General features: G+C 70.2%; 18 protein-coding genes. 6 read left to right on the forward strand and 12 right to left on the reverse strand.

The features are described 5' to 3' along the window. Positions 1–33 precede the first annotated feature (33 nt). The gene (gene glpK, locus ACIBN2_RS10790) at positions 34–1,548 is read left to right on the forward strand and encodes a glycerol kinase GlpK (protein WP_399133897.1); all 1,515 of its coding nucleotides are present in this window, start codon (positions 34–36) and stop codon (positions 1,546–1,548) included. Between the two features lie 39 nt (positions 1,549–1,587). Here the strand turns inward: glpK and ACIBN2_RS10795 are convergent, their stop codons facing one another. After that, complete coding sequence (locus tag ACIBN2_RS10795; protein WP_399133898.1) at positions 1,588–3,153, reverse strand: MFS transporter; 1,566 nt, start codon at positions 3,151–3,153, stop codon at positions 1,588–1,590. A 43-nt stretch (positions 3,154–3,196) separates the two neighbouring features. After that, entirely contained in the window at positions 3,197–3,517 is a 321-nt protein-coding gene (locus tag ACIBN2_RS10800) for an SDR family NAD(P)-dependent oxidoreductase (protein WP_399133899.1), read from the reverse strand. A gap of 150 nt (positions 3,518–3,667) precedes the next feature. Between ACIBN2_RS10800 and ACIBN2_RS10805 the strand changes: the two genes are divergently transcribed. Then, positions 3,668–4,210 (forward strand): winged helix-turn-helix transcriptional regulator, encoded by a 543-nt coding sequence (locus ACIBN2_RS10805; protein ID WP_399133900.1) that lies wholly within the window; start codon positions 3,668–3,670, stop codon positions 4,208–4,210. 87 nt (positions 4,211–4,297) lie between these two features. Continuing rightward, positions 4,298–4,906: a CatB-related O-acetyltransferase gene (locus tag ACIBN2_RS10810; protein WP_399133901.1), complete on the forward strand. Its 609-nt coding sequence runs from the start codon at positions 4,298–4,300 to the stop codon at positions 4,904–4,906. A gap of 22 nt (positions 4,907–4,928) precedes the next feature. On the opposite strand, the gene ACIBN2_RS10815 is transcribed toward ACIBN2_RS10810, so the two are convergent. Then, entirely contained in the window at positions 4,929–6,809 is a 1,881-nt protein-coding gene (locus ACIBN2_RS10815; protein ID WP_399133902.1) for a propionyl-CoA synthetase, read from the reverse strand. Between the two features lie 152 nt (positions 6,810–6,961). Continuing rightward, positions 6,962–8,080 carry a serine hydrolase domain-containing protein gene (locus ACIBN2_RS10820; RefSeq protein ID WP_399133903.1) on the reverse strand — a complete coding sequence of 373 codons (1,119 nt, stop codon included), beginning with the start codon at positions 8,078–8,080 and terminating at the stop codon, positions 6,962–6,964. A gap of 107 nt (positions 8,081–8,187) precedes the next feature. Here ACIBN2_RS10820 and ACIBN2_RS10825 point away from each other — a divergent pair, with 107 nt between their 5' ends. Further along, a complete protein-coding gene (locus tag ACIBN2_RS10825) occupies positions 8,188–8,862 on the forward strand; it encodes a TetR/AcrR family transcriptional regulator (protein ID WP_399133904.1) in 675 nt (224 codons plus the stop codon). A gap of 98 nt (positions 8,863–8,960) precedes the next feature. Here the strand turns inward: ACIBN2_RS10825 and ACIBN2_RS10830 are convergent, their stop codons facing one another. Continuing rightward, the gene (locus ACIBN2_RS10830) at positions 8,961–9,476 is read right to left on the reverse strand and encodes a MarR family winged helix-turn-helix transcriptional regulator (RefSeq protein WP_399133905.1); all 516 of its coding nucleotides are present in this window, start codon (positions 9,474–9,476) and stop codon (positions 8,961–8,963) included. 154 nt (positions 9,477–9,630) lie between these two features. On the opposite strand from ACIBN2_RS10830, the gene ACIBN2_RS10835 reads away from it, so the two are divergent. After that, positions 9,631–10,662 carry a zinc-binding dehydrogenase gene (locus ACIBN2_RS10835; protein ID WP_399133906.1) on the forward strand — a complete coding sequence of 344 codons (1,032 nt, stop codon included), beginning with the start codon at positions 9,631–9,633 and terminating at the stop codon, positions 10,660–10,662. A gap of 129 nt (positions 10,663–10,791) precedes the next feature. Here ACIBN2_RS10835 and ACIBN2_RS10840 read toward each other — a convergent pair whose 3' ends face one another. The 4 genes from ACIBN2_RS10840 to ACIBN2_RS10855 all read right to left on the reverse strand — a co-directional run bounded on the left by ACIBN2_RS10840 (position 10,792) and on the right by ACIBN2_RS10855 (position 15,674). Next, positions 10,792–12,231 carry a GH1 family beta-glucosidase gene (locus tag ACIBN2_RS10840; protein WP_399133908.1) on the reverse strand — a complete coding sequence of 480 codons (1,440 nt, stop codon included), beginning with the start codon at positions 12,229–12,231 and terminating at the stop codon, positions 10,792–10,794. A gap of 111 nt (positions 12,232–12,342) precedes the next feature. After that, positions 12,343–13,263 (reverse strand): carbohydrate ABC transporter permease, encoded by a 921-nt coding sequence (locus ACIBN2_RS10845; RefSeq protein WP_399133909.1) that lies wholly within the window; start codon positions 13,261–13,263, stop codon positions 12,343–12,345. 12 nt (positions 13,264–13,275) lie between these two features. Next, complete coding sequence (locus ACIBN2_RS10850; RefSeq protein WP_399133910.1) at positions 13,276–14,271, reverse strand: carbohydrate ABC transporter permease; 996 nt, start codon at positions 14,269–14,271, stop codon at positions 13,276–13,278. A 92-nt stretch (positions 14,272–14,363) separates the two neighbouring features. Beyond that, on the reverse strand, positions 14,364–15,674 hold the full coding sequence (locus ACIBN2_RS10855; RefSeq protein ID WP_399133911.1) for an ABC transporter substrate-binding protein: 1,311 nt from the start codon (positions 15,672–15,674) through the stop codon (positions 14,364–14,366). Between the two features lie 312 nt (positions 15,675–15,986). Between ACIBN2_RS10855 and ACIBN2_RS10860 the strand changes: the two genes are divergently transcribed. Next, positions 15,987–16,997, forward strand: a complete 1,011-nt coding sequence (locus ACIBN2_RS10860; protein WP_399133912.1) for a LacI family DNA-binding transcriptional regulator — start codon at positions 15,987–15,989, stop codon at positions 16,995–16,997. 9 nt (positions 16,998–17,006) lie between these two features. Here ACIBN2_RS10860 and ACIBN2_RS10865 read toward each other — a convergent pair whose 3' ends face one another. The 3 genes from ACIBN2_RS10865 to ACIBN2_RS10875 all read right to left on the reverse strand — a co-directional run bounded on the left by ACIBN2_RS10865 (position 17,007) and on the right by ACIBN2_RS10875 (position 21,110). Further along, entirely contained in the window at positions 17,007–18,146 is a 1,140-nt protein-coding gene (locus ACIBN2_RS10865; RefSeq protein WP_399133913.1) for a LacI family DNA-binding transcriptional regulator, read from the reverse strand. A 165-nt stretch (positions 18,147–18,311) separates the two neighbouring features. Then, a complete protein-coding gene (locus tag ACIBN2_RS10870; RefSeq protein ID WP_399133914.1) occupies positions 18,312–19,733 on the reverse strand; it encodes a glucoamylase family protein in 1,422 nt (473 codons plus the stop codon). A gap of 174 nt (positions 19,734–19,907) precedes the next feature. Beyond that, a complete protein-coding gene (locus ACIBN2_RS10875; RefSeq protein ID WP_399133915.1) occupies positions 19,908–21,110 on the reverse strand; it encodes a glycoside hydrolase family 1 protein in 1,203 nt (400 codons plus the stop codon). Positions 21,111–21,153: the final 43 nt, after the last annotated feature.

Genomic DNA, 21,153 nt, shown 5'->3' on the forward strand with positions numbered 1-21,153 from the left:
ACCTCCGCGACCCATCGGAAGGCAGGGCCGATCATGGTTGAGCGGTATGTGATGTCCATCGATCAGGGCACCACCTCCACGCGATGCATCCTGTTCGACCACGGCGGGCGGATGGTGTCGGTCGCCCAGCGGGAGCACCAGCAGTACTTCCCCCGGCCGGGCTGGGTCGAGCACGACGCCGTCGAGATCTGGCGCAACCTCCAGCGCGTCGTGCCCGAGGCACTGTCGAACGCCCAGATCGACGCGTCACAGATCTCGGCCATCGGGATCGCCAACCAGCGCGAGACGACCGTGCTCTGGGACCGGCGCACAGGAGTCCCGCTGGTCAAGGCGATCGTCTGGCAGGACACCCGCACCGCCCCCCTCGTCGACGAACTACTCGAACACCCCGGAGACGAGTACTTCCTCGAACGGTGCTGCCTGCCCCCTTCGACCTACTTCTCAGCGCCCCGTATCCGCTGGCTGTTCGACCATGTCGACGGGCTGGAGCAGCGTGCCCGGGACGGCGAGGTGCTGTTCGGCACCATCGAGAGCTGGCTGATCTGGAACCTCACCGGGGGCCCGGACGGCGGCGTGCACATCACCGACGCCACCAACGCCAGCCGCACCATGCTCATGGACATCCGCACGCTGACCTGGGACGAAGAGCTGCTGGACTTCTTCGGCGTACCGCGCTCGATGCTCCCGGAGATCCGCTCCTCGGCGGAGCGGTACGGCGAGGCCAGTGCGCTTCTCCCGGGCGTGCCCATCACGGCCGCCCTCGGTGACCAGCAGGCGGCCCTGTTCGGGCAGACCTGCTTCTCGCCGGGCGAGGCGAAGTGCACGTACGGGACCGGCAGTTTCCTGATGATGAACACCGGCACCGACCTCGTGCGCTCCCAGCACGGGCTCCTCACCACGGTCGCCTACAAGATCGCGGACCAGCCCACGGTCTACGCGCTGGAAGGCCCGATGGCCGTCACCGGTTCGCTGGTCCAGTGGTTCCGCGACCGGCTCGGCCTGATCCACAGCGCACCCGAGATCGAGACGCTCGCGCGCACGGTCGAGGACAACGGCGGCTGCTACATCGTCCCCGCCTTCTCCGGACTGTTCGCACCCCACTGGCGCAGCGACGCCCGCGGCGTCATCGTCGGCCTGACGTCGTACATCACCAAGGGGCACTTGGCCCGAGCCGTGCTGGAGGCCACCGGCTGGCAGACCCGGGAGGTCGTCGACGCCATGAACGCCGACGCCGGACTCGCCCTGAAGCAGCTCAAGGTCGACGGCGGCATGACCTCCGACCACCTGCTCATGCAGATCCTCGCCGACGTGCTCGACGTTCCCGTCGTACGGCCCCTGGTCGCCGAGACGGTGTCCCTGGGCGCCGCGTACGCGGCCGGACTGGCGGCCGGCTACTGGCCCGACCTGGAGGTCCTGCGCCGCAACTGGCACCGCGCCGCCCAGTGGCTGCCGGACATGGAACCCGAACGACGGGAGTGGGAGTACGAGAGCTGGAAGCTCGCCGTCGAGCGGTCGCTGGGGTGGGTGCGGCAGCCCAAGCACTCATGACGTGCCGGCCATGACGTGCCGGCCCCACCCCGGCGGCGGTCATCGCTGGCCGGACGGCCCGTTCCGGTGGCGTACGAAGAGGGCCGTGGGAACCGCCGTGGCGAGCAACGCGATGCCGCCGATCAGCAGCCCGAGGTGGACGGCGTCGGTGAAGGCGCGGGCCGCGGAGTCCGCGACGGTGTGCGCGAGGGGCGAGTGGGTCGGCCCGCCGCCGTGGGTCGCGGCTTCCGTGATGTGCGCGGCCGTCGGGGCGGGGACGCCCGCGGAGGTCAGGCGGTCCTCCAGATGGCGGGGGAAGCGGGTGGTGACGATGGTGCCGAGCACGCTGGGGCCGAGGACCGCGCCGAGTTGGCGGAACATGTTGACCGAGGAACTGGCCATGCCCGCCTGCTGCCGGGGGACGCTGTTGACGGCGGCGGCCGTGGACGGAGCCGTCAGCAGCGCCGATCCGACTCCCGCGACGAACAGGCCGGGCCACACCGCGCCGTAGCCGGTGAAGGGGCCGGTGGCCAGCAGCGCGAGCGCTCCGGCGCCCATGACGACGAGGCCCGCCGTCAGGGTGAGCGTGAAGCCGACCTTCTTGACGAGCGGCCCGGCGAACGCGCTGACCACGATGTAGGTCGCGAACATCGCGAGCAGCCGCAGGCCGGTGGCCAGCGCGGACAGGTGCTGCACGCGCTGCATGTACAGCACGGTGATCAGGGCCGTGCCGACGAAGCCGAACATGGTCGCCGTCGCGACGCCCATCACCGTGGAGTACGACCGGTTGCGGAAGAGCCGCAGGTCGAGCATGGGGTCGTGATGGCGCGCCTCTGCCACCAGGAACAGCACAAGGGTCACGGCGAAGACGACGTAGGCCGCGATGATCCGGCCGGAGGTGTAACCGGAGGAGCCTCCCTCGATGATCGCGTAGGTCGCCGATGCGATCGCCACGGTGCACAACGGGACGCCGAGCAGGTCGAGTTGACGGGTCGTATGCCTGGACTCGGTCACCAGCAGGGGTGTCAGGAGTACGGCTGTGCCGCCGATGACGACGTTGAGCAGATAGACCGTGTGCCAGGAGAAGCTTCCCAGGAGCAGGCCGGCGCCGATCGGTCCGACGGCCAGGCCGAGCCCGGAACAGCTGGCCCATACGCTGATCGCCCGGGTGCGTTCGTGCGGATCGGTGAACGAGTGGCTGACGATCGACAGGCTGGACGGGAGCACCGCGGCGCCGCCGATGCCCATCACCGCCTGCGCCGTGATCAGCAGGCCCGCGCTGTCGGAGGTGAAGGCCAGCACGCTGCCGGCCGTGAACACCAGGGCTCCGCCGAGAAAGACGGCGCGACGGCCGACCAGGTCGGCGAGCGTTCCGGCGGACATCACCAGGCTGACGACGACCAGGGAGTACGCGCTCGTCACCCAGACCAGGGTGCTTGTCGTCGGGCGTAGATCCTGCTGGATGGCGGCGAGTGCGGAGATCGTGGAAGAGACGTTGACGAACGCCATCATCACGCCGAGACAGACGGTGAGGACGCCGGGCCAGGGGCGGGAGGGAGTGTCCGGGGGTGCGGGTGAGCGTTGCGTGGTGACGGTGGGGTGCGGAGCGCCGGGGCGGCCTGTCATGACGCCTGCGCTGAGGGGCTGACTGTTTTCGGGCATGGCTGGGCTACCAACTGATCTCGGTCGTCAGGAAAGGCTCGTTCTCCGGAGCCTCTTTACGGGCCTGCAGGGCCCGTTCGGCGGGTGCGCCGACCGGTACCCGCAGTGCGGGCTCGGGCTGCTCGACCGCGTCGTCGGCGCCTTTGACGGGCTGGTCGACGGTTTCCTGATCGGTGACGTCGAGGCGCAGGCCTTGGTCGACGGGGAGGTCGGCGAGGGTTTCGGGGCGGCGGGCGGTGGCGATGACCCGGTGGCCCCGGTTCGACAGTTCGAGGGCCATGGCTCGGCCGATGCCTTTGGATGCTCCGGTGATGAGTACTGACGACATGGTGGACCTCGTCGCTCGTGGGTGGGTGTGTACGCGTCGGCCCTGCTCCGGCCGGGAGGTCGACGGTCAGTTCAGTGACTGAACTGCCACTGGTGAGGACCGTAGCACAGTCAGTTCAATGACTGAACTGGAGTGGGTAGAATTGAGCGCATGACACTCCCCAGCACCTACGCGGACCGCAACTGCTCGCTGGCGCGCACGCTGGAAGTGGTGGGGGAGCGATGGACGCTCCTGATCGTCCGCGACGCGTTCTTCGGGGTACGCCGGTTCGGGGACTTCGCCACTCGGCTCAAGATCCCGCGCGCCGTCCTGACCAGCCGGCTCAAGACCCTCGTACAGGAAGGCGTGTTCAGCCGTGACGGCGAGGCGAGCGGCGGGGTCGAGTACCGGCTGACCGCCAAGGGGATCGAGCTGTGGCCCGTCGTGCGTGCCCTGATGAACTGGGGAGACGCGCACTACTCCCCGACCGGTGCGAAGCGTGCCTTCCGTCACGAGCGGGACGGAGGTCCTCTCGATCACGAGGGGCGCTGCGAGGACTGCGGCCTGGTGGTTCCGGTCCCGGAGATCCTGCACGAACCCGGACCCGGGTTCGAACCGGCGCCGGGCTCCGGGCGTCATCCTGTGGTGGAGGCGATCAGTGCACCGCGACGGCTCCTCGAGCCGATCGTGACGTCGCCTGCGCGCAGTCGATGAAGTCCGTAGATCGGGCAGGTCAATGGGAGTGATGCCGGCGTGATCCCCGAGGTGCCAGAGGTCCCCGATCGGTCAGTGGTCCATCCCATGCCGGACCAGCCGCGTGTGGTGCTGCTCAAGCCGCTGGTGACGTCCCCGCTGATCGAGGTGGGGGAGTACTCCTACTACGACGACCCGGATGACCCGACAGCCTTCCAGGAACGCAACGTGCTGTACCACTACGGCCCCGAGAAGCTGATCATCGGGAAGTTCTGCGCCCTGGCCACCGGCGTGCGGTTCATCATGAACGGGGCGAACCACCGCATGGACGGCCCCTCGACCTTTCCGTTCCCCATCATGGGTGGCGCCTGGGCCGAGCACTTCGACCTGATCACCGGTCTCCCGGGCCGCGGGGACACCGTCGTCGGCCACGACGTGTGGTTCGGCCACGGGGTCATGGTCATGCCCGGCGTCCGCATCGGGCACGGCGCGATCATCGCCTCGGGCGCCGTCGTCACCGACGATGTCCCCGACTACGGCATCGTCGGCGGCAATCCGGCACGGCTGATCCGCACCCGCCACCCGGAGGCCGACATCGCCCGCCTGCTCGCGCTCGCCTGGTGGGACTGGCCCCTCGAACACCTCACCCGCCACGTGCGCACCATCATGTCCGGCAGCGTGGACGAGCTCGAGGCGGTCCGGCCGACGGACACCTGACGGCGCCGTGGAGCGTGGTAAGTCAGGGCCGGTCCCGCAGGATGGGTGTCAGGGCGTCGAGTACCGAGGCGTCCTCGATCGTCGGCGGTACGGCTTCGGTTCGGCCGTTGGCGATTCCCCTCATCGTCCTGCGCAGGATCTTGCCCGAGCGGGTCTTCGGCAGGGCCGGCACGATCGCGACGTCGCGGAAGGCCGCCACCGGGCCGACGTCGCGCCGTACGGCCGCGACGAGTTCGGCGCGCAGTTCGTCCTGGTCCGGTGCGGCACCGGCCTTGAGGACGACCAGGCCGAAGGGGACATGGCCCTTCAAGGGGTCGGGGATGCCGATCACCGCGCACTCCGCGACCGCGGGATGGGTGGCGAGGGCCGCCTCGATCGCGCCGGTGGACAGGCGGTGTCCGGCCACGTTGATCACGTCGTCGGTGCGCCCCATGACGAACAGGTAGCCGTCGTCGTCGATGTATCCGGAGTCGCCGGTGTGGTAGTAGCCGGGATAACGGCTGAGGTAGGACTCCACGAACCGGTCGTCGTCGCCCCACAGCGTCGTCAACGCGCCTGGAGGAAGGGGCAGTTTGATGACGATCTCACCCTCGCGCCCGGTCTCCCGCTCCCGGCCTTCGCCGTCGACCACGCGTACGTCCCATCCCGGGACGGGCACCGTGGCCGAGCCCGGCTTGACCGGCATCGGCTCCAGTCCGCGCGGGTTCGCCGCGATCGGCCAGCCCGTCTCGGTCTGCCACCAGTGGTCGGTGACCGGCACGCCCAGCGCGTCCGAGGCCCACTGGAGGGTCTCCGGGTCCAGCCGCTCGCCCGCGAGGAACAGCGCGGCCAGTGACGTGATGTCGTACGCGGCGACCTCGGCGGCCTTCGGGTCGACCTTCTTGATCGCCCGGATCGCGGTCGGCGCCGTGAAGATCGTCCTGACCCCGTACTCCTGGACGATCCGCCAGAACGCGCCCGCGTCCGGGGTGCCGACGGGTTTGCCCTCGTAGACGACCGTGGTGGCGCCGACCAGCAGCGGGGCGTACACGATGTAGCTGTGGCCGACGACCCAGCCGACATCGGAGATCGTCCAGAAGACGTCACCGGCGTGCACGTCGTAGATCGCACCCATCGACCAGGCCAGCGCGACGGCGTGGCCGCCGGTGTCCCGCAGGACCCCCTTGGGCTTTCCGGTCGTACCGGAGGTGTAGAGGATGTAGAGCGGGTCGGTGGCCGCGACCGATACCGGCTCCGCCGGGGCGGCGGTCGGAACCACGTCGTCCCAGTCGAGGTATCCGGGTCCCAACTCCGCCCGCTGCGCGTCGCGTTGCAGCATCAGTGTGTGGTCCGGGCGGTGGTCGCTCATCGCCAGCGCCTCGTCGAGGATCGGCTGGTACGCCACGACGCGCGTGGGCTCGATCCCGCACGACGCCGCTACGACGACCTTGGGGCGGGCGTCCTGGATGCGTGCCGCCAGCTCCTTCGGCGCGAACCCGCCGAACACCACCGAGTGCACGGCGCCGATGCGGGCACAGGCGAGCATCGTCATCACGGCCTCGGGAACCATCGGCATGTAGACGATGACTCGATCGCCCTTGTCCACCCCCAGCGCCCGCAACGCGCCCGCCACGCGGGCCACTTCGTCGCGCAGCTCGCGGTAGGTGAACGACCTCTTCGCGGGCACCATCGCCGAGTCCCAGATCAGTGCCGTGCGTTCGCCGAATCCGCGGTCGACGTGCCGGTCGAGCGCGTTGGCGCAGGTGTTCAGCCGCCCGTCGGGGAACCACTTGTAGAAGGGGGCCTTTGTCTCGTCGAGCGCGCGGGACGGCTTGACGTCCCAGTCGATCAGCTCGGCGGTCCGGAGCCAGTAGCCGTCCGGATCCACCAGGCTGCGCTCGTGGTTCCTCGCATGTTCTCCCACGGTGAGATCCTTTCCACGACTCCGGACGCCCGCCGCCACGAACCGCCCACTGCAACAGTGTCGGACGTCGACGCGATCACGAACAGTGTGCCGCGGCCGGCCGGGACGACGCTGGTGCGGGAGCGTGTTGGCCGGAGTGTGCTCCGGGCCGGTCAGCCGTACATCGCCACCCGATACAGCGTCGCGAGCGCGTCGTCGATGGGATGGGGCTGCGGCCTGCCCGAGGCGTCCAGACTGTTCCATCGCTGCAGGTTCACCGCGACGGCCAGCTGCCGCTTGCCGTCGGCGCGGATCATGGCCAGGGCTCCACCGCCCCAGACCGTGCCGCCGTGGCCCCAGAAGGTGTCCTGGCCGGGAGCCTGCGTCGGGTGCAGGCCGAGGCCGTAGTCGATCACCTGTCCTTCCTGGGAGACGACCGGGACGGTGCGCCGCATCTGCGCCAGCGACGACGGGCCGACGATCTCGCCGCCCAGGAGCTTGCCGTAGAAGCGGTTGAGGTCCGTGACGGTCGAGATCAGGGAGGCCGAGGGACCCACCCATGACATGTCGTAGACGCTGTAGTCGCGCGGCGGGTCGATCATGCCGAACCATGCCTCGTAGAGCCGCGAGTGCGGTCCGTCGACGTGCGGGGTGGTGGGGAATCCGGTGTGCCGGAGGCCTGCGCGTTCGATGACGTTGCGGGTGATGTACCGCTCGGCCGTGGTGCCGGTGACCTGTTCCAGGAGCGCGCCCAGAAGCAGGTAGTTGGTGTTGGAGTACAGCCCCGGAGTGCCGCCCGGGGCGCCGGCGGCCGGTGCGGTGACCCCCAGCTCGATCAGTTTCGTGGGGTCGAACCGGGTCAGCCGCTGGTCGTCCAGGCTCTCCGGTCCGGTCTTCGCGAGGGCGGGGAACGCCTTGAGGGACGGGTAGGCGTGGGGGAGGTACTCGGCGAGGCCGCTGGTGTGGTTGAGCAGCATGCGGACCGTGATGGTGTCACCGCGTCCGCCGGGGACCAGCTGCGGGAGATACCGGCCGATCGGTGCGTCGATGCCGATCTCACCGCTTTCGACCTGCTGCAGGACGGCGGCGGCGGTGAAGGTCTTGGTGATGCTGCCGACGCGGTGCCGCATGTCGGCGGTGACGGGGCGACCGGTGGTGACGTCGGCGGCCCCGGCGGCCCCGCGCCACACCTCGTCGCCGTCACGCACCTCGGCGAACAGACCCGGCATCCCGGCGCGGTGGACGTTTTCGATGGCGGCGTCCAGCTCCGCGGTATCCAGTGAGTTCTTCACGACGCGCATCCCTTCGTATCTCCGGAGGTGCTCTTGTCCTCATTATGCACGCGGTGCGTGCAACACCAAGTGCATAAGCTAGGCTGAGAACCGGTGGAAGGAGAGAGATGGCAGGTCGCAGGCGCTGGACGACCGAGGAGATCCTGGATGCGGCGGCCGAGTTGCTGCGTACGAGCGACGCCGAGTCGTTCAGCGTGCGCAAGCTCGCCGCGGTCCTCGGGACCGACTCCTCCAGCCTCTACCGGCATTTCCGCAGCAAGACGGAGCTGATGCGTGCCGTCGCCGACCGGATCCTCGCCGCCGCCATGGACGGCTACCGCCCCGAGGGTGACTGGAAGCAGCGGCTCATCGCCCTCGCCCTGCGCGTGCGGGAGGCATTCGGCCGGCAACCCCAACTCGCCGCCGTCTGGGGGCGTTACGCGTCAGGCGGTGCCGGTTCCCGGCTGGTCATGGAAGAGGTGCTGCAGGCCCTGCGCGCGTCGGGACTGCCCGATGAGGAGATCCCGGTGCGCTACCACCGGCTCGCCGTCCTCATCGCCGCACTGATCGCCTCCGAGGCCGGGGTCAGCACGATCACGCCGCAGGAGTACGAGCAGGGCATGGAGCACTTCCGCGTCGCGGTACTCGGCGCCGACCCGGAACGCTTCCCCGCCCTGGCCCACTTCGCCCGCGAGGTGCGACCCCTCGGGGCGGACCGCCGCGCCGCGTTCGAGGAGATCCTCGCCGCCCAACTCGCCCAGATCGAGGCGGAGATCGGCACGAGCCGGCCGACCGGCCCCTGACCTGCTCCGGCCGGCTCGGCGAGCGGACGGCTCGGCAATCGGACGGCTCGGCAATCGGACGGCTCGGCAATCGGACGGCTCGGCGATCGGCTGAATGGTCAACGTGCTCCGGTCGCTCCCGTCGCTCCCGTCGCTCCCGTCGCTCCGGTCGATCCCGTCGCCCGGCCGGCCCGCAGTGCCACCGCTTCGCCCGCGCTCTGCCCGGCGACCAGCGTGCGCAGGAAGCCGAGCACGGCGTCGAGGTCCTGGCCGGTGGCCGCCGCGGCGATCCGGCTGTGGAGTTCCGCCTCGACCGCGGCCACCGAACGTGCCGTCTCGTGCCCCGCGGGGGTGAGGGACAGCTCCACGTGGCGTCGGTCCCGGCTGCTCTCCTCGCGGCGTACGAGTCCCGCTGTGACCAGGCGGTCCACCAGCCGGCTGGGGTTGGCGCCGCTCTCGCAGACGAGCAGGGTGCCGAGCCCGGACATGCTCAGCGGCTGACGTTCGGCGAGCAGCCGCAGCACCTCGCCCTGGGCGGGGGTGACGCCCAACGGGCGTAGTTCCTGGGCGAGTTGGCGGTTTCCTTCGCGCTGGGCGGCCAGGATGAGGAAGCGGACTTCTTCGGCCGGATCCATCGCGTTGCGCTCCCTGGTGTCGGCGGACGAGAGAACTACGTTACACGACACCTATTGCCTCCGTCCCTGCTCCCCGGGCTGGCCGGATCAATGAGTGTCGTATAACTTAATGACACGACACACAAAATGCAGGGTGCAGAACGAGGTGAAGGTCATGAGCGAGATCACGTACCGGAAGATCGTCGTGGAGCGGTTCGGCGGCGCCGAGGCCATGCGGCCCGTCGAGGCCACCCTGGGGGAGCCCCCGCCAGGCCATGCCCGCATCAGGGTGCTGGCCGCGGGAGTGGGCTTCACCGATCTGATGGCACGGTCGGGCGACTACCTGCTGCAACGCAAGGTGCCCTTCACGCCCGGCTACGAACTCGTGGGCGAGATCGTCGACTTCGACTCCGGCACGCCTCGGCCGCCGGCCTGGCTCGCGCCGGGTGCGCGGGTCGCGGTCGCCCTGACGCACATGGCCGCGTACGCCGAGTACATCTGCCTGCCCCTGTGGCAGCTCGTCCCGCTGCCCGACGGTCTCGACCCGCGTCTCGCCGCCACCGTCCCGCTCGACTACCTGACCGCACTGAGCGTCCTGGAGACCCACGGCCGGGTCGAGGCCGGGAACACGGTGCTCATCCAGGGTGCGAGCGGTGGCGTCGGCCAGGCGCTCAGCCGACTCGGTGCCCTGCGCGGACTGCGCATGTACGGCACGGCCTCGGCGCCGGGCGGCGAGGAACTGCTCGCCCGGCATGGCGTGACCTTCATCGACTACCGCAGGCAGGACTTCGAGACCGTCCTGCGCGAGCGCGAACCCGGCGGCGTGCACGCGGTGTTCGACCACATCGGCGGCGCCGGACTGCGCAAGGCGTACCGGGTCCTGGCGCCCGGGGGAGTCCTGGTCAGCTACGCCTTCGCGGGCCGCCCCGGACGCATGGTCGCCGACACCGTACGGGGTGCCGCGCGCGTCAAGCTGATGAATCTACGGCCCGGCCGGCGCACCGCGCTGAGCATGGTGCCGTCCGAGATCAAAAAGGATCGGGGCTGGTATCGAGCGGGACTGGAGCGGCTGCTCGACATGACCGCGCGCGGGGAGATCACCCCGCGGATCGGCTCCGTCCATCCGCTGATGCGGGCCACGGAGGTCCACGCCGCCCTCGAACGCCGGGAGATCACCGGGAAGGCCGTTCTCGTCACGGACATGTGATGCCCAATGGCCCAGTGCGTACGGCGAGTTGAGCCCGCCCCCGGCCCGCAGAACAGCAGGACGCGGGGGCAGGCTCCGCGGTGGCGGCACCGTGCGGGGCGGGCAGGATGGTGCCGCCACCGGGTCCGGTCAGGCGCCGGGCAGGACGCCGGTGCGGGCGACCTCGGAGTACCAGCGGGCGCTGGCCTTCGGGATGCGGGTGCCCGTCGGGTAGTCGACGTAGACGGCGCCGAAGCGCTTGCTGTAGCCGTAGCCCCACTCGAAGTTGTCCAGCAGCGACCACAGGAAGTAGCCGCGTACGTCCGCGCCGTCGGTGATGGCCTGGTGCACGGCGGCGAGGTGACCGCGTACGTAGGCGATCCGGTCGGGGTCCTTGACCTGGCCGGAGGGGTCGGCGTAGTCGTCGAAGGCCGCTCCGTTCTCCGTGATGACCAGCGGCAGGGCCGGGAAGTCCGAGGCCAGACGGCGCAGGAGGTCGTACAGGCCGGTGGGGTCGACGGCCCAGCCCATGGCCGTGGTGTCACCGGGGGGCTGGTGGAAGGCGACCAGGTCCGCGCCGGGCCAGGGGCTGTGGGTGCTCCTGCCGTGTCCGTCCGAGTTGTGGGTGCCGCTGCCGTCGGCCTCGGAAACCAGCGTCGGCGTGTAGTAGTTGATGCCGAGGAAGTCCAGCGGCTGGTGGATCTGCTCCAGGTCGCCGTCGCGTACGAAGGACCAGTCGGTCAGTGCCGCCGTGTCCTTGAGCAGGTCCTCCGGGTATGCGCCCTGCAGCATCGGGCCGGTGAAGACCCGGTTGGCGAGGGCGTCGATCCGGCGGGCGGCGTCGGTGTCGGCGTCGCTGCCGGTGAGCGGGCGGACCTCGTGGAAGTTGAGCGTGACCGAGCACTGGGCGTCCGCGGGCAGCGCGTCGCGCAGTGCCTGGACGGCCAGCCCGTGCCCCAGGTTGAGGTGGTGGGCGGCGCGCAGGGCGGCGACCGGGTCGGTGCGGCCGGGGGCGTGGACACCGGAGCCGTAGCCGAGGAAGGCGCTGCACCAGGGCTCGTTGAGCGTGGTCCAGGTCTTCACGCGGTCGCCGAGCGCGTCCGCGGCGATGGCCGCGTACTCGGCGAACCGCTCGGCCGTGACGCGCTCGGGCCAGCCTCCCGCGTCCTCCAACTCCTGCGGCAGGTCCCAGTGGTAGAGCGTGGCGACGGGAGTGATGCCCTTGGCCAGCAGGTCGTCGACGAGACGCCGGTAGAAGTCCAGGCCCTTCTGGACGGCCGGGCCGCGGCCGGTGGGCTGGATGCGGGGCCAGGCGAGCGAGAACCGGTAGGCGCCGAGGCCGAGTTCGGCCAGGAGCGCGACGTCCTCACGCCAGCGGTGGTAGTGATCGGTGGCGATGTCTCCGGTGTCGCCGTTGCGGACGCGGCCGGGGGTGCGGGCGTAGGTGTCCCAGATGGAGGGGGTGCGGCCGTCTTCGGCGGTGGCGCCCTCGATCTGGTACGAGGCGGTCGCAGAGCCCCAAAGAAAGCCGTCGGGGAAGGTGCGTGCCGCGTCCGGGGCAGGTCCGCCTTGTCGTGCTGCGGTGACCACGTAGATCCTCTCAAGGGGTGTGTCGCGCGGGTGTGTCGCGGTGGTGCGTTGGAAAACGGACAGAGGGAGGCCGGTGGCTGGGCGGCCTGGGCGCCTGGGCGGCGCGGAAGGTCAGCCCTTGACCGCGCCGGCCATGATCCCGCTGACGATCTGGCGGCCGAAGACGATGAACATCGCCAGCAGCGGCAGGGTTCCGAGCAGTGCGCCCGCCATGATCAGTGACTGGTCGCGGACGTAGCCGGCGCTGAGCTGGGTGAGGGCGACGGGGACAGTCGGGTTCGTCATGTCGAGCACCACGAAGGGCCAGAAGAAGTCGTTCCACGCGTGCACGAACGTGATCATGAACAGGACGGCCATCGGGGGCCGCGCGACCGGGAGCACGATGCTCCAGAAGATCCGCAGCGAGTGCGCTCCGTCCACGCGGGCGGCCTCGACGAGCTCGTCCGGCAGGGCCTCGGCGAGGTACTGCCGCATGAAGAACACCCCGACCGCACTCACCAGCGTGGGGAAGATGACGGCGGGCAGCTGCTGTGCCCAGCCGAGCTCGGACATCATCATGAACAGCGGTACGACGCCGAGTTGGGGCGGCACCATCATCGTGCCGATCACCAGCGTGAGCAGGATGTTGCGTCCTCTGAACCGCAGTTTGGCGAAGGCGAAGCCCGCCAGCGTCGCGAACAGCACCGTGGACAGGGCGATGACCCCGGCCACGATCAGGCTGTTGACCATGGCCTTGCCCATGGCCGCCTCGCTCCACGCGCGGGAGAGGTTGTGGAGCAGGTTGGGGCCGGGCAGGAACGGCGGCGGCGTCTGGCTGACACGGGTGTTGTCCGTGGAGGCCGCCACCATCGTCCAGTACAGCGGGAAGATCGACACGATCGCCATGACGGCGAGCAGGACGTAGGCGAGCGGGCCGGCGTGGTGCTGGCGGCCGGCGCGCACGCGCAGCAGCCGGCGGCCGCCGCGGGAGGCTTTCGGGGCGGGGGTCCGGACCGGGGTGTCCGTGCGGACCGGAAGGGAGTTGACGGTCATGACGGCTCCTGGTCAGGGCGTGCGGGAGCGCAGCCGGCTGATCAGGCGCTGCGCCACGAAGACGAGGATGAGCAGCAGGAACATCGCCCAGGCGACGGTCGCCGCGCGGCCCATCTGGTAGTTCTTCCAGCCCTCCTCGTACAGCAGCAGACCCAGCGTCTGGTACTGGTTGTCCGCGCCGCCGGTGACCCCGTTGGGCCCCTGGCCGAAGATCAGCGGCTCACCGAAGAGCTGGGTGGCGCCGATGGTGGAGAGCACGATGGTGAAGACGATCGTGGAGCGGATGCCGGGCACGGTGACATGGGTGAACTGCTTCCACCGCGAGGCACCGTCGATGGACGCCGCCTCGTACCGCTCGGCCGGGATGGCCTGCATGGCCGCCAGGTACAGCAGCGCGTTGTAGCCGGTCCAGCGCCAGATCACCATGGTCGAAATGGCCACCTGGGCGGGCCACTTGTCGGCCTCCCAGTCCAGCGGGTGCACACCGAACCAGCTGAGCACCCAGTTGATCATGCCGAAGTCGCGTTCGAAGAGCATGGTGAACACGAGAGCCGCCGCACCGACCGAGGTGGCGTACGGCACCAGCGACGCGACGCGGAAGAACAGCGAGGCGCGCATGCGGTAGTTGAGCAGGTGCGCCATGCCGAGCGCCATCAGCAGCTGCGGCACCGTGGAGATGACGCCGATGGTGATGGTGTTCTGCAGCGCGTTCCAGAACCGCGAGTCCTTGAACAGGTTGACGTAGTTGTCGAACCCCACCCACTGCATGGAGTTGAGGGTGGCCAGCTCCACGTGGTGCAGGGAGATCCAGGCCGTGTAGATCAGGGGGTAGAAGCTGAACGCGGCGAAGACCACGAAGAACGGGGCGACGAACGCGTACGGTGCGCCCTTGAGGTCCAGCCGGTGCAGCAGCGCACTGCGCCGCCCGCCGGTGCCCCCGCCGGAGGACTTGGCGGGCGGACCCGAACGCTCCTCGCCGGCCAGGGCGTTGGTGGTGGAGGTGGCCACCGGAATTCCTTCCTGAGAGCGGATGTCTGAGCCGGGCCCCGGGCGCGCCGGCAGGGAGCGGCGCGCCCGGGGATGCCGAAAGGCCCGAGGGGTCAGTCGACCGCCTTCTGGATGCGCTCCGTGGTGGTGTTCCACGCCTTGTCCCGCGACTGGCCCTGCTCGACCAGGGCCAGGCCCTGGGAGAAGGTGTCCTTGATCGTGCCGTCCTTACGGCCGAGGACCTGCTTGTCGGGGATGTCCTGCGCGGCGGCACCGAAGATCTGACCGATCGGCGCGTCGCTGAAGTACGGGGAGGTGACGTTCTTGACGTCGGCCCGCTCCAGCGCCTGGCGGGAGGAGGGGAAGTTGCCGAGCTTCTTGAAGATGTACGCCTGCTGCTCCGGCGCGGTCAGCCAGGCGACGAGCTTCTGCGCCTCGGCCTTCACCGGGCTCTTCTCCGTCACGCCGAGGAAGGAGCCGCCCCAGTTGGCGCCCTTGGGGGCCTTGGCGACGTCCCACTTGCCCTTGTTCCGCTCACCGGCCTTCTCGCTGATGTGGCTCAGCATCCAGGCCGGGCAGACCGCGGTGGCGAAGGTGCCGTTGGCCAGGCCCGGGTCCCAACCGGGCTGGAACTGGCGCAGCTTCGCGCTCAGCCCGTCGTCGGCGGCGTCCGCGGCAAGGTTCCAGGCCTGCTTGACGACCGGGTTCTTGTCGTAGATCAGGTCGCCGTTGGCGTTGTAGTACTGCTGGGGGTAGCCGTAGACCATGGCGTTGAACAGGCCGCTGGAGGAGTCCATGTACGACACGTGGCCGCCCTTGAAGCCCTTCTTGAAGGTACGGCCGACCTCGACGTACTTCTTCCAGTCGCCCGCCCACAGCTTGCTGACCTGCTCGCGGTCGGTGGGCAGGCCGGCCTTCGCGAAGTAGTCCTTGCGGTAGCACACGGCCATCGGGCCGGCGTCGGTCCCGAGGCCCAGCACCTTGCCGTCCTTGGTGGTGATCTGGGACTGCTTCCAGGGCAGGAAGTGGTCGGTGCCCGGCGTCTTGGAGAAGTCGGCGAAGTTGGCGGCCTGCGTCTCGGTGATCTCCTTGGCGCGGCCGATCTCAATGCCCTGGATGTCCTTCAGGCCGTTGCCAGCGGCGAGATGGGTCTGCAGCGCGGTGTAGTAGGTCTGCTCGTCGCCGGCTATCTCGGCCTTGATCTGGACGTCGGGGTGCTCCTGCTCGTACTTCTCGAGCAGGCCCGACTCCTTGAAGCCCATCACCCCGAACATGCCCATGGTGATGACGGTCTTGCCGTCCTTCTTGCCGCCGCCCGTGGCCGAGCCGTCGTTGCTGCCGCAGCCGGCGACGAGTGCCAGCGCGCCTACGGCTGCGAGCGCTGACACCAGCCTCTTTCTGCCGAACGAAACGGGACTGCTCATGGGACTCCTCCTAGGCGGCGACGCAGACATGCCGTAATGACATGTTTTGCGACGACTAGTGCGGCTCTGGTGAGTAGTGGGAACGTGCCCATTGGTGCCCAAAAGAAAGGTGGGCACGTTCCCACCGATGCATGGCAGACTCACGGCATCGAGCCGATCTGTCAATGACTTGAAAGCAACGAAGGAGGATTGGCCCGCCCTCGCGTTCATTTTTCTTGGACGGTGCGGGGCCCGGCCGACAGCGGCGTCTGCAAGAATCGGTGCTGGTCACCCGTGCGGCGGACACCGCCGCGGCTGCCGGGAGGGGAGTGCATGGCTGGGAATCGCCGTCCGACGATCAAGACGGTCGCCGCCCGCGCGGGAGTGGGCAGGACGACGGTGTCCCGGGTCGTCAACGGATCGGATCTGGTCAGCGCCGACGCGCGGGCCAGGGTCCTGGCGGCGATCAAGGAGCTCAACTACGTACCCAACACCGTCGCCCGCGGTCTCGTCACCAGCCGCACCAACGCGGTGGCCCTGGTCATCCCGGAATCCGCGAGCCGGCTCGGCTCGGAACCGTTCTTCGCCGCACTGATCCGAGGCGTCAGCGAGGCCCTCGCCGACAACCGGACGCAGCTCCAGCTGATGCTCGTCCGCGACCAGGCCGAGCGCGAGCAGCTCACCGAGTCGGTGGCGGCCCGCCGGGTGGACGGCGTCCTGCTGGTCTCCGTCCACGCCGACGACCCGCTGCCCGCGATGCTGGAGGACATGGGCCTGCCCACCGTGCTGGCCGGCCGCCGCGACGTCGGCGAACGGCTGAGCTACGTGCATGCCGACAACACCGGCGGCGCGACGGAGGCCGTCCGGCACCTGCTCGGCAGCGGACGCACCAAGATCGCCACGATCGCCGGCCCCCTGGACATGGACGTCGGTCGCAGCCGCCTCGAAGGCTGGCGCACCGCCCACCACGAAGCGGGCATCCCCGCAAGCCAACTGCTGGTCGAGACAGGCGACTTCAGCTGGGAAAGCGGCCGTCAGGCGATGCATTCGCTTCTTGAACGCGTCCCCGACCTGGACGCCGTCTTCGCCGCCTCCGACCTCATGGCACTCGGCGCCCTGGAGGAACTCCGCCGCCGGCAACGGCAGGTGCCCGACGACGTGGCCGTCATCGGCTTCGAGGACTCGCTCGCCCGCTACGCCCACCCGCCCCTGACGACGGTGCGCCAGCCGGTGGAGGAGCTGGGGCGGGCGATGGTCCGGATCCTCAGCGAGATCACGGAACAGGGGGCGGGACGACAGCAGTTGATGCTGGCCACGGAGCTGGTGGTGCGGGAGTCGGCCTAGGGGTGCCGGTCAGGACCGGTCCCGCTCCTCATTCTCGCCGCACCCGCAGCTGCCCCGGCGCGCCACGGTCACGGGAAGCATCAGTGAGACGGGCTCGGCGTCGCGTGCCCCGCTCAGGCGCTTGACCAGGAGTTCGACCGCTTCCTCTCCCATGCGCAGCATCGGCTGGCGCACGGTGGTCAGGGCCGGGCGCACCAGCCGGCTGAGCGGGATGCCGTCGAAGCCCGTCACCACCATGTCCTCCGGCACGCGGAGACCTCGCTGCTGCAGGGCGTGCAGGGCGCCGACGGCCATCTGGTCGTTGGCGAACACGAGGGCCTCGGGGGGCTCGCCCGCGCCGGCCAGCAGGGCGGCCACGGCGCGTTCTCCCTCGGCCTGTGTCATCAGCGCCGCCCGCAGATCGGGTTCGTCGCCCGCGTCCACTCCGCGGGCGCGGCACGCGGCGAGGTGCCCGCGGAAGCGGGCCTCCACGTCCGGCGACTCCTCCACGGAGCCGATGTAGGCGAGGCGGCGCAGGCCGTGGTCCTCGATGAGGTGGCGGGTCAGCTCGTGCTGGCCGTCGAAGTTGGCGACCTCGATGTGGTCCAGATGGTCCAGCTGGTCGTTCTCGCGAGGTCCGGCCAGCATCACCACCGGCTGACGGCGGGAGATGACCTCCAGCTCCTGCGTGGGCACGGTCCGGGCGAGCACGGCGAAGCCGTCGACCCGCCCGGCGACCTTGGCCACCAGGCTCTCCGGCCCGCCCTCCAGCGAGGCGGCGATCAGCAGTGCGTAGCCGTGGCGGCGCGCAGCCCGTTCCATACCGCGGATGATCTGGTCGGAGTAGAGCGTCGCCGCGTCCTCGTCCTCCGCCTCGGTCGCTTCCGCGTCCGGGTCGGCGTAGTCGGGGAAGCAGAGACCGAGGACGCCGGTGGAGCGGCTGGCGAGCCCGCGGGCGTTGCCGCTGGGCACGTAGCCGAGTTCGCGGGCGGCCGCCAGGACGCGTTCACGCGTCTCGGCGCGGACGGAGTCGGGGTTGCGGTACACCCGGGACACGGTGGCGATGGAGACCCCGGACCGTTCGGCGACGTCGTACACCGTGGGGGCAGTGCTCACGTGAAGGGACTCCGGAAGGGACGGGTATGCGCGGGCATACGACTGTAAGCGCATTCATTTTAGGTCCCGCCCGTCGGCCGGGCAAGGGACGCGGGGCGTGGGCGGCGCCGAGTCGCGCACCGACGGGACGAGTTGGCCAGGCCGGGCCCGGCCCGGGAACGCGTCGGTCGATCCGCGCCCGGGCCGGGCCGTTCGTGGGGTGCGCAGGCGGCGGGGTGCTCAGATGCTGAAGCACTCCCTGCCCAGCACCGGCCGCACCCGGGAGCGGAAGCCGCCGGTGCGGAAGGGGCGTTGGAGCAGGCCGGGGCGCAGGTGCTGGGCCAGGGCCGCGGTGATCATTCCCTGGTCCAGGGCCAGGACGACGTCGCTGACGCGGCCCGTCGTGACGTCGACGGAGTCGCGGAAGCCGTAATGCTCGTCGTAGGCACCGAAGTCGCGGGCGAGCGCCTGGAGGTTGGCGACGGCCTCGTCGGCCGCCTGGGGCAGGGCCAGGAAGGAGGCGTGGGGAGTGACCACGCCCAGGCTGTTGTAACCGTCCTCCTGCATGCCGATGGCGTCGACGCCGTATTCGCGATATCCGCCCTGGGGAATGCTGGCGGGCGAGAAGCCCCAGTATCCGTAGCCCTCCTCGATCAGGCCGTGCTCGATCTGGCTGCGCACGTAGCGCCGGTGCGTGGTGCCCCACGAGTGCGGTGACCACTCCGTCTCGGGCACGAACAGGGGCACCATCAGCGCCTCGAACATCGAACCGCCCCAGGTGGGTACGAGCTTGCGGCTGCGGTAGGTGTAGTGCCCCTGCCAGACGCGCACGCCGTCCACGGTGACGTAACCGCCCTCGGGCTCCTGCTCCTGCCCCATGCCGGGCAGCAGGGTGCGGAAGAGGTGCCAGTAGTGCTCGGTCGGCAGGGAGCCGTCGGCCATGCCGTGGTAACTCGCCATGCGCGGTTCGGTGTTCAGTGCGCCGTAGTGGAAGCCGGTGGGTTCGCCCATGCCGGGCTTGTCGGGCCAGTAGCCGCCGAGCAGTTGGCCGGGGCCGGCGACCGGGTCGGCGGCGTCGTAGGGCGTGTAGAAGTACGACCAGTCCGCGTCGGCGAGGAGCCGGGCGATGCGTGGGCGCAGCGCGGGGTCGGCTTCGGCCGCGATCTTCAGGCCGGTGATCAGCCAGGAGTTGTCGACCGTGGACAGGAACGGCCGGACCGGATCTCCGCTCTCCGGCCACGTCGTCAGGACCGAGCCGTCGTGCGCGTCGTACCAGTTGAACCAGAAGCCGTGCGCGCGCTCCAGCCGCTCGACGGCCGTCACCGTGCGGGCGAGGCGGTCGTGCATGAGGGAGGGGGAGATGACGCCGAGGCCGGCCGCGGCGACGGTGGACCACATGCCGCAGCCGATGTTGGTCGGCGAGGTCTGCGGCGAGGGGACGGGCGTGCCGGTGCCGCTGACGTCGATCTTGTCGGCGGTCAGGCCGAAATCGGTGGTCATGGCCGTGATCGAGCGGTACGTCGCCTCGAACCAGGTGTGCAGCGGCGCGGTGCCGGTCGCGGTGCGGGCGCGGGAGGCGGAGTCGGCGAAGGCGGAGGGTCCGGTGGCGCAGACGGCCGCTGCCGATGCGGTGGCGGTCGTGAGGAACCGGCGACGGTTCATGCGGGATCAACTCCTCGAAGGGGCGGTGGGGCGGGAGCCGGTGGGTGTCAGGGGCCCACCGGCTCCCGGGTACAGGGCGGGTGATCGTCGGCCGGGCCGGCGATCGTCGGGCCCGGCGATCGTGGGGGGAAGCGGTCCGGTCCGCCTGGGTGTGCCGCCGGCGCGGCGGCCCAATCAGGCGGCGGTGCGCGGCAGTTCGCGGGTGCGGCCGAGACCGCCGAGCCATGCGGCGGACGGCCTGGGGGTGCGCTCGAAGGTGACCGGGTCGACGGCGATGAGGCCGAACGTGGGCGCGTAGGAGCCCCACTCGTAGTTGTCCAGAGCGCTCCAGGCCAGGTAGCCCTGGACGTCGAGGCCGTCCTCGAGGGCGGCGGCGACCGCGGCGAGCGCGCCGGTGTAGTAGTCGATACGGCGGGAGTCGTCGCCGGTGGCGATGCCGTTCTCGGTGACGATCAGCGGCATGCCGGGGCCGGCGACGTCGGCGGTGTGGCGCAGGGCGTGGCCCACGGCGGCCGGGTAGTACTCCCACTGCGTCAGGGTGCGTTCGGCGTCCTCCGGCGCGGGGACGGGGCCGTCGGGGCCGATCCTGGTGCGGGTGTAGGACTGGACGCCGATGAAGTCGTCGCCACGTGCCGCCTCGATGAAGACGTCCTCGCGGGGGTGCCGGTAGGCGGCGGTGACCTCCTCGGCGCCGGGCAGCGCCTGGTAGACCTGGTTGGCGACGGTCCAGCCGACCTGGATGCCGGCGCCGACGGCCCGGACCGCCTTCACCGCGGCATGGTGCGCGGCGATCACCGCGTGGGTCGTCTCCTCGTCAGGGAAGGGCAGTCCGGCGGGCGGGAAGCCCTGCTCGCCCCGCTTGGCCAGGCCCGCCATCACGGCGATCATGTTGGGTTCGTTGATGGTGCACACATGGCGCACCCCGTCGGCGATGATCGGCGCGCAGTGCTCGACGTACCGGGCGAACAGCTCCACGGCGCCGTCGGCGGTCCAGCCTCCGAGGTCCTCGAACCACTGCGGCACGGTGAAGTGATGCAAGGTCACCATCGGGCGCAGCCCCCGGGCCAGGGCGCCTTCGACCATACGGCGGTAGTGCGCGATCTCGGCCCGGGAGAAGGCGCCGGGGGCCGGCTCGATGCGGGCCCACTCGACGCTGAAGCGATAGTCGGTGAAGCCGAGTTGAGCGAGCAGGTCCATGTCCTGCTCCCAGCGGTGGTAGCTGTCGCAGGCGTCCAGACTCGGTTCGCCGATGCCCGCCGCCGGGTCGTGCTCCTTGCGCCACCAGTCGCTGTTGACGTTGTTGCCCTCGATCTGGTGGGCGGCGGTGGAGGCGCCCCAGAGGAAGCCGTCGGGGAAGCGGAGGGAGGTGTGCGTCATCGTCCGTTTCTGTCTGTGTGATCGGGATCGGGCGGTCGTACGG

The organism is Streptomyces sp. NPDC050534, from assembly GCF_044457745.1.
Lineage (GTDB): Bacteria > Actinomycetota > Actinomycetes > Streptomycetales > Streptomycetaceae > Streptomyces.

Coding starts and splice junctions, on each gene's coding strand:
- glpK (WP_399133897.1), top strand. CDS start 34: ATGGTTGAGCGGTATGTGATGTCCATCGATCAGGGCACCACCTCCACG.
- ACIBN2_RS10795 (WP_399133898.1), bottom strand. CDS start 3,153: ATGACAGGCCGCCCCGGCGCTCCGCACCCCACCGTCACCACGCAACGC.
- ACIBN2_RS10800 (WP_399133899.1), bottom strand. CDS start 3,517: ATGTCGTCAGTACTCATCACCGGAGCATCCAAAGGCATCGGCCGAGCC.
- ACIBN2_RS10805 (WP_399133900.1), top strand. CDS start 3,668: ATGACACTCCCCAGCACCTACGCGGACCGCAACTGCTCGCTGGCGCGC.
- ACIBN2_RS10810 (WP_399133901.1), top strand. CDS start 4,298: ATGCCGGACCAGCCGCGTGTGGTGCTGCTCAAGCCGCTGGTGACGTCC.
- ACIBN2_RS10825 (WP_399133904.1), top strand. CDS start 8,188: ATGGCAGGTCGCAGGCGCTGGACGACCGAGGAGATCCTGGATGCGGCG.
- ACIBN2_RS10830 (WP_399133905.1), bottom strand. CDS start 9,476: ATGGATCCGGCCGAAGAAGTCCGCTTCCTCATCCTGGCCGCCCAGCGC.
- ACIBN2_RS10835 (WP_399133906.1), top strand. CDS start 9,631: ATGAGCGAGATCACGTACCGGAAGATCGTCGTGGAGCGGTTCGGCGGC.
- ACIBN2_RS10845 (WP_399133909.1), bottom strand. CDS start 13,263: ATGACCGTCAACTCCCTTCCGGTCCGCACGGACACCCCGGTCCGGACC.
- ACIBN2_RS10855 (WP_399133911.1), bottom strand. CDS start 15,674: ATGAGCAGTCCCGTTTCGTTCGGCAGAAAGAGGCTGGTGTCAGCGCTC.
- ACIBN2_RS10860 (WP_399133912.1), top strand. CDS start 15,987: ATGGCTGGGAATCGCCGTCCGACGATCAAGACGGTCGCCGCCCGCGCG.
- ACIBN2_RS10865 (WP_399133913.1), bottom strand. CDS start 18,146: ATGCGCTTACAGTCGTATGCCCGCGCATACCCGTCCCTTCCGGAGTCC.
- ACIBN2_RS10870 (WP_399133914.1), bottom strand. CDS start 19,733: ATGAACCGTCGCCGGTTCCTCACGACCGCCACCGCATCGGCAGCGGCC.
- ACIBN2_RS10875 (WP_399133915.1), bottom strand. CDS start 21,110: ATGACGCACACCTCCCTCCGCTTCCCCGACGGCTTCCTCTGGGGCGCC.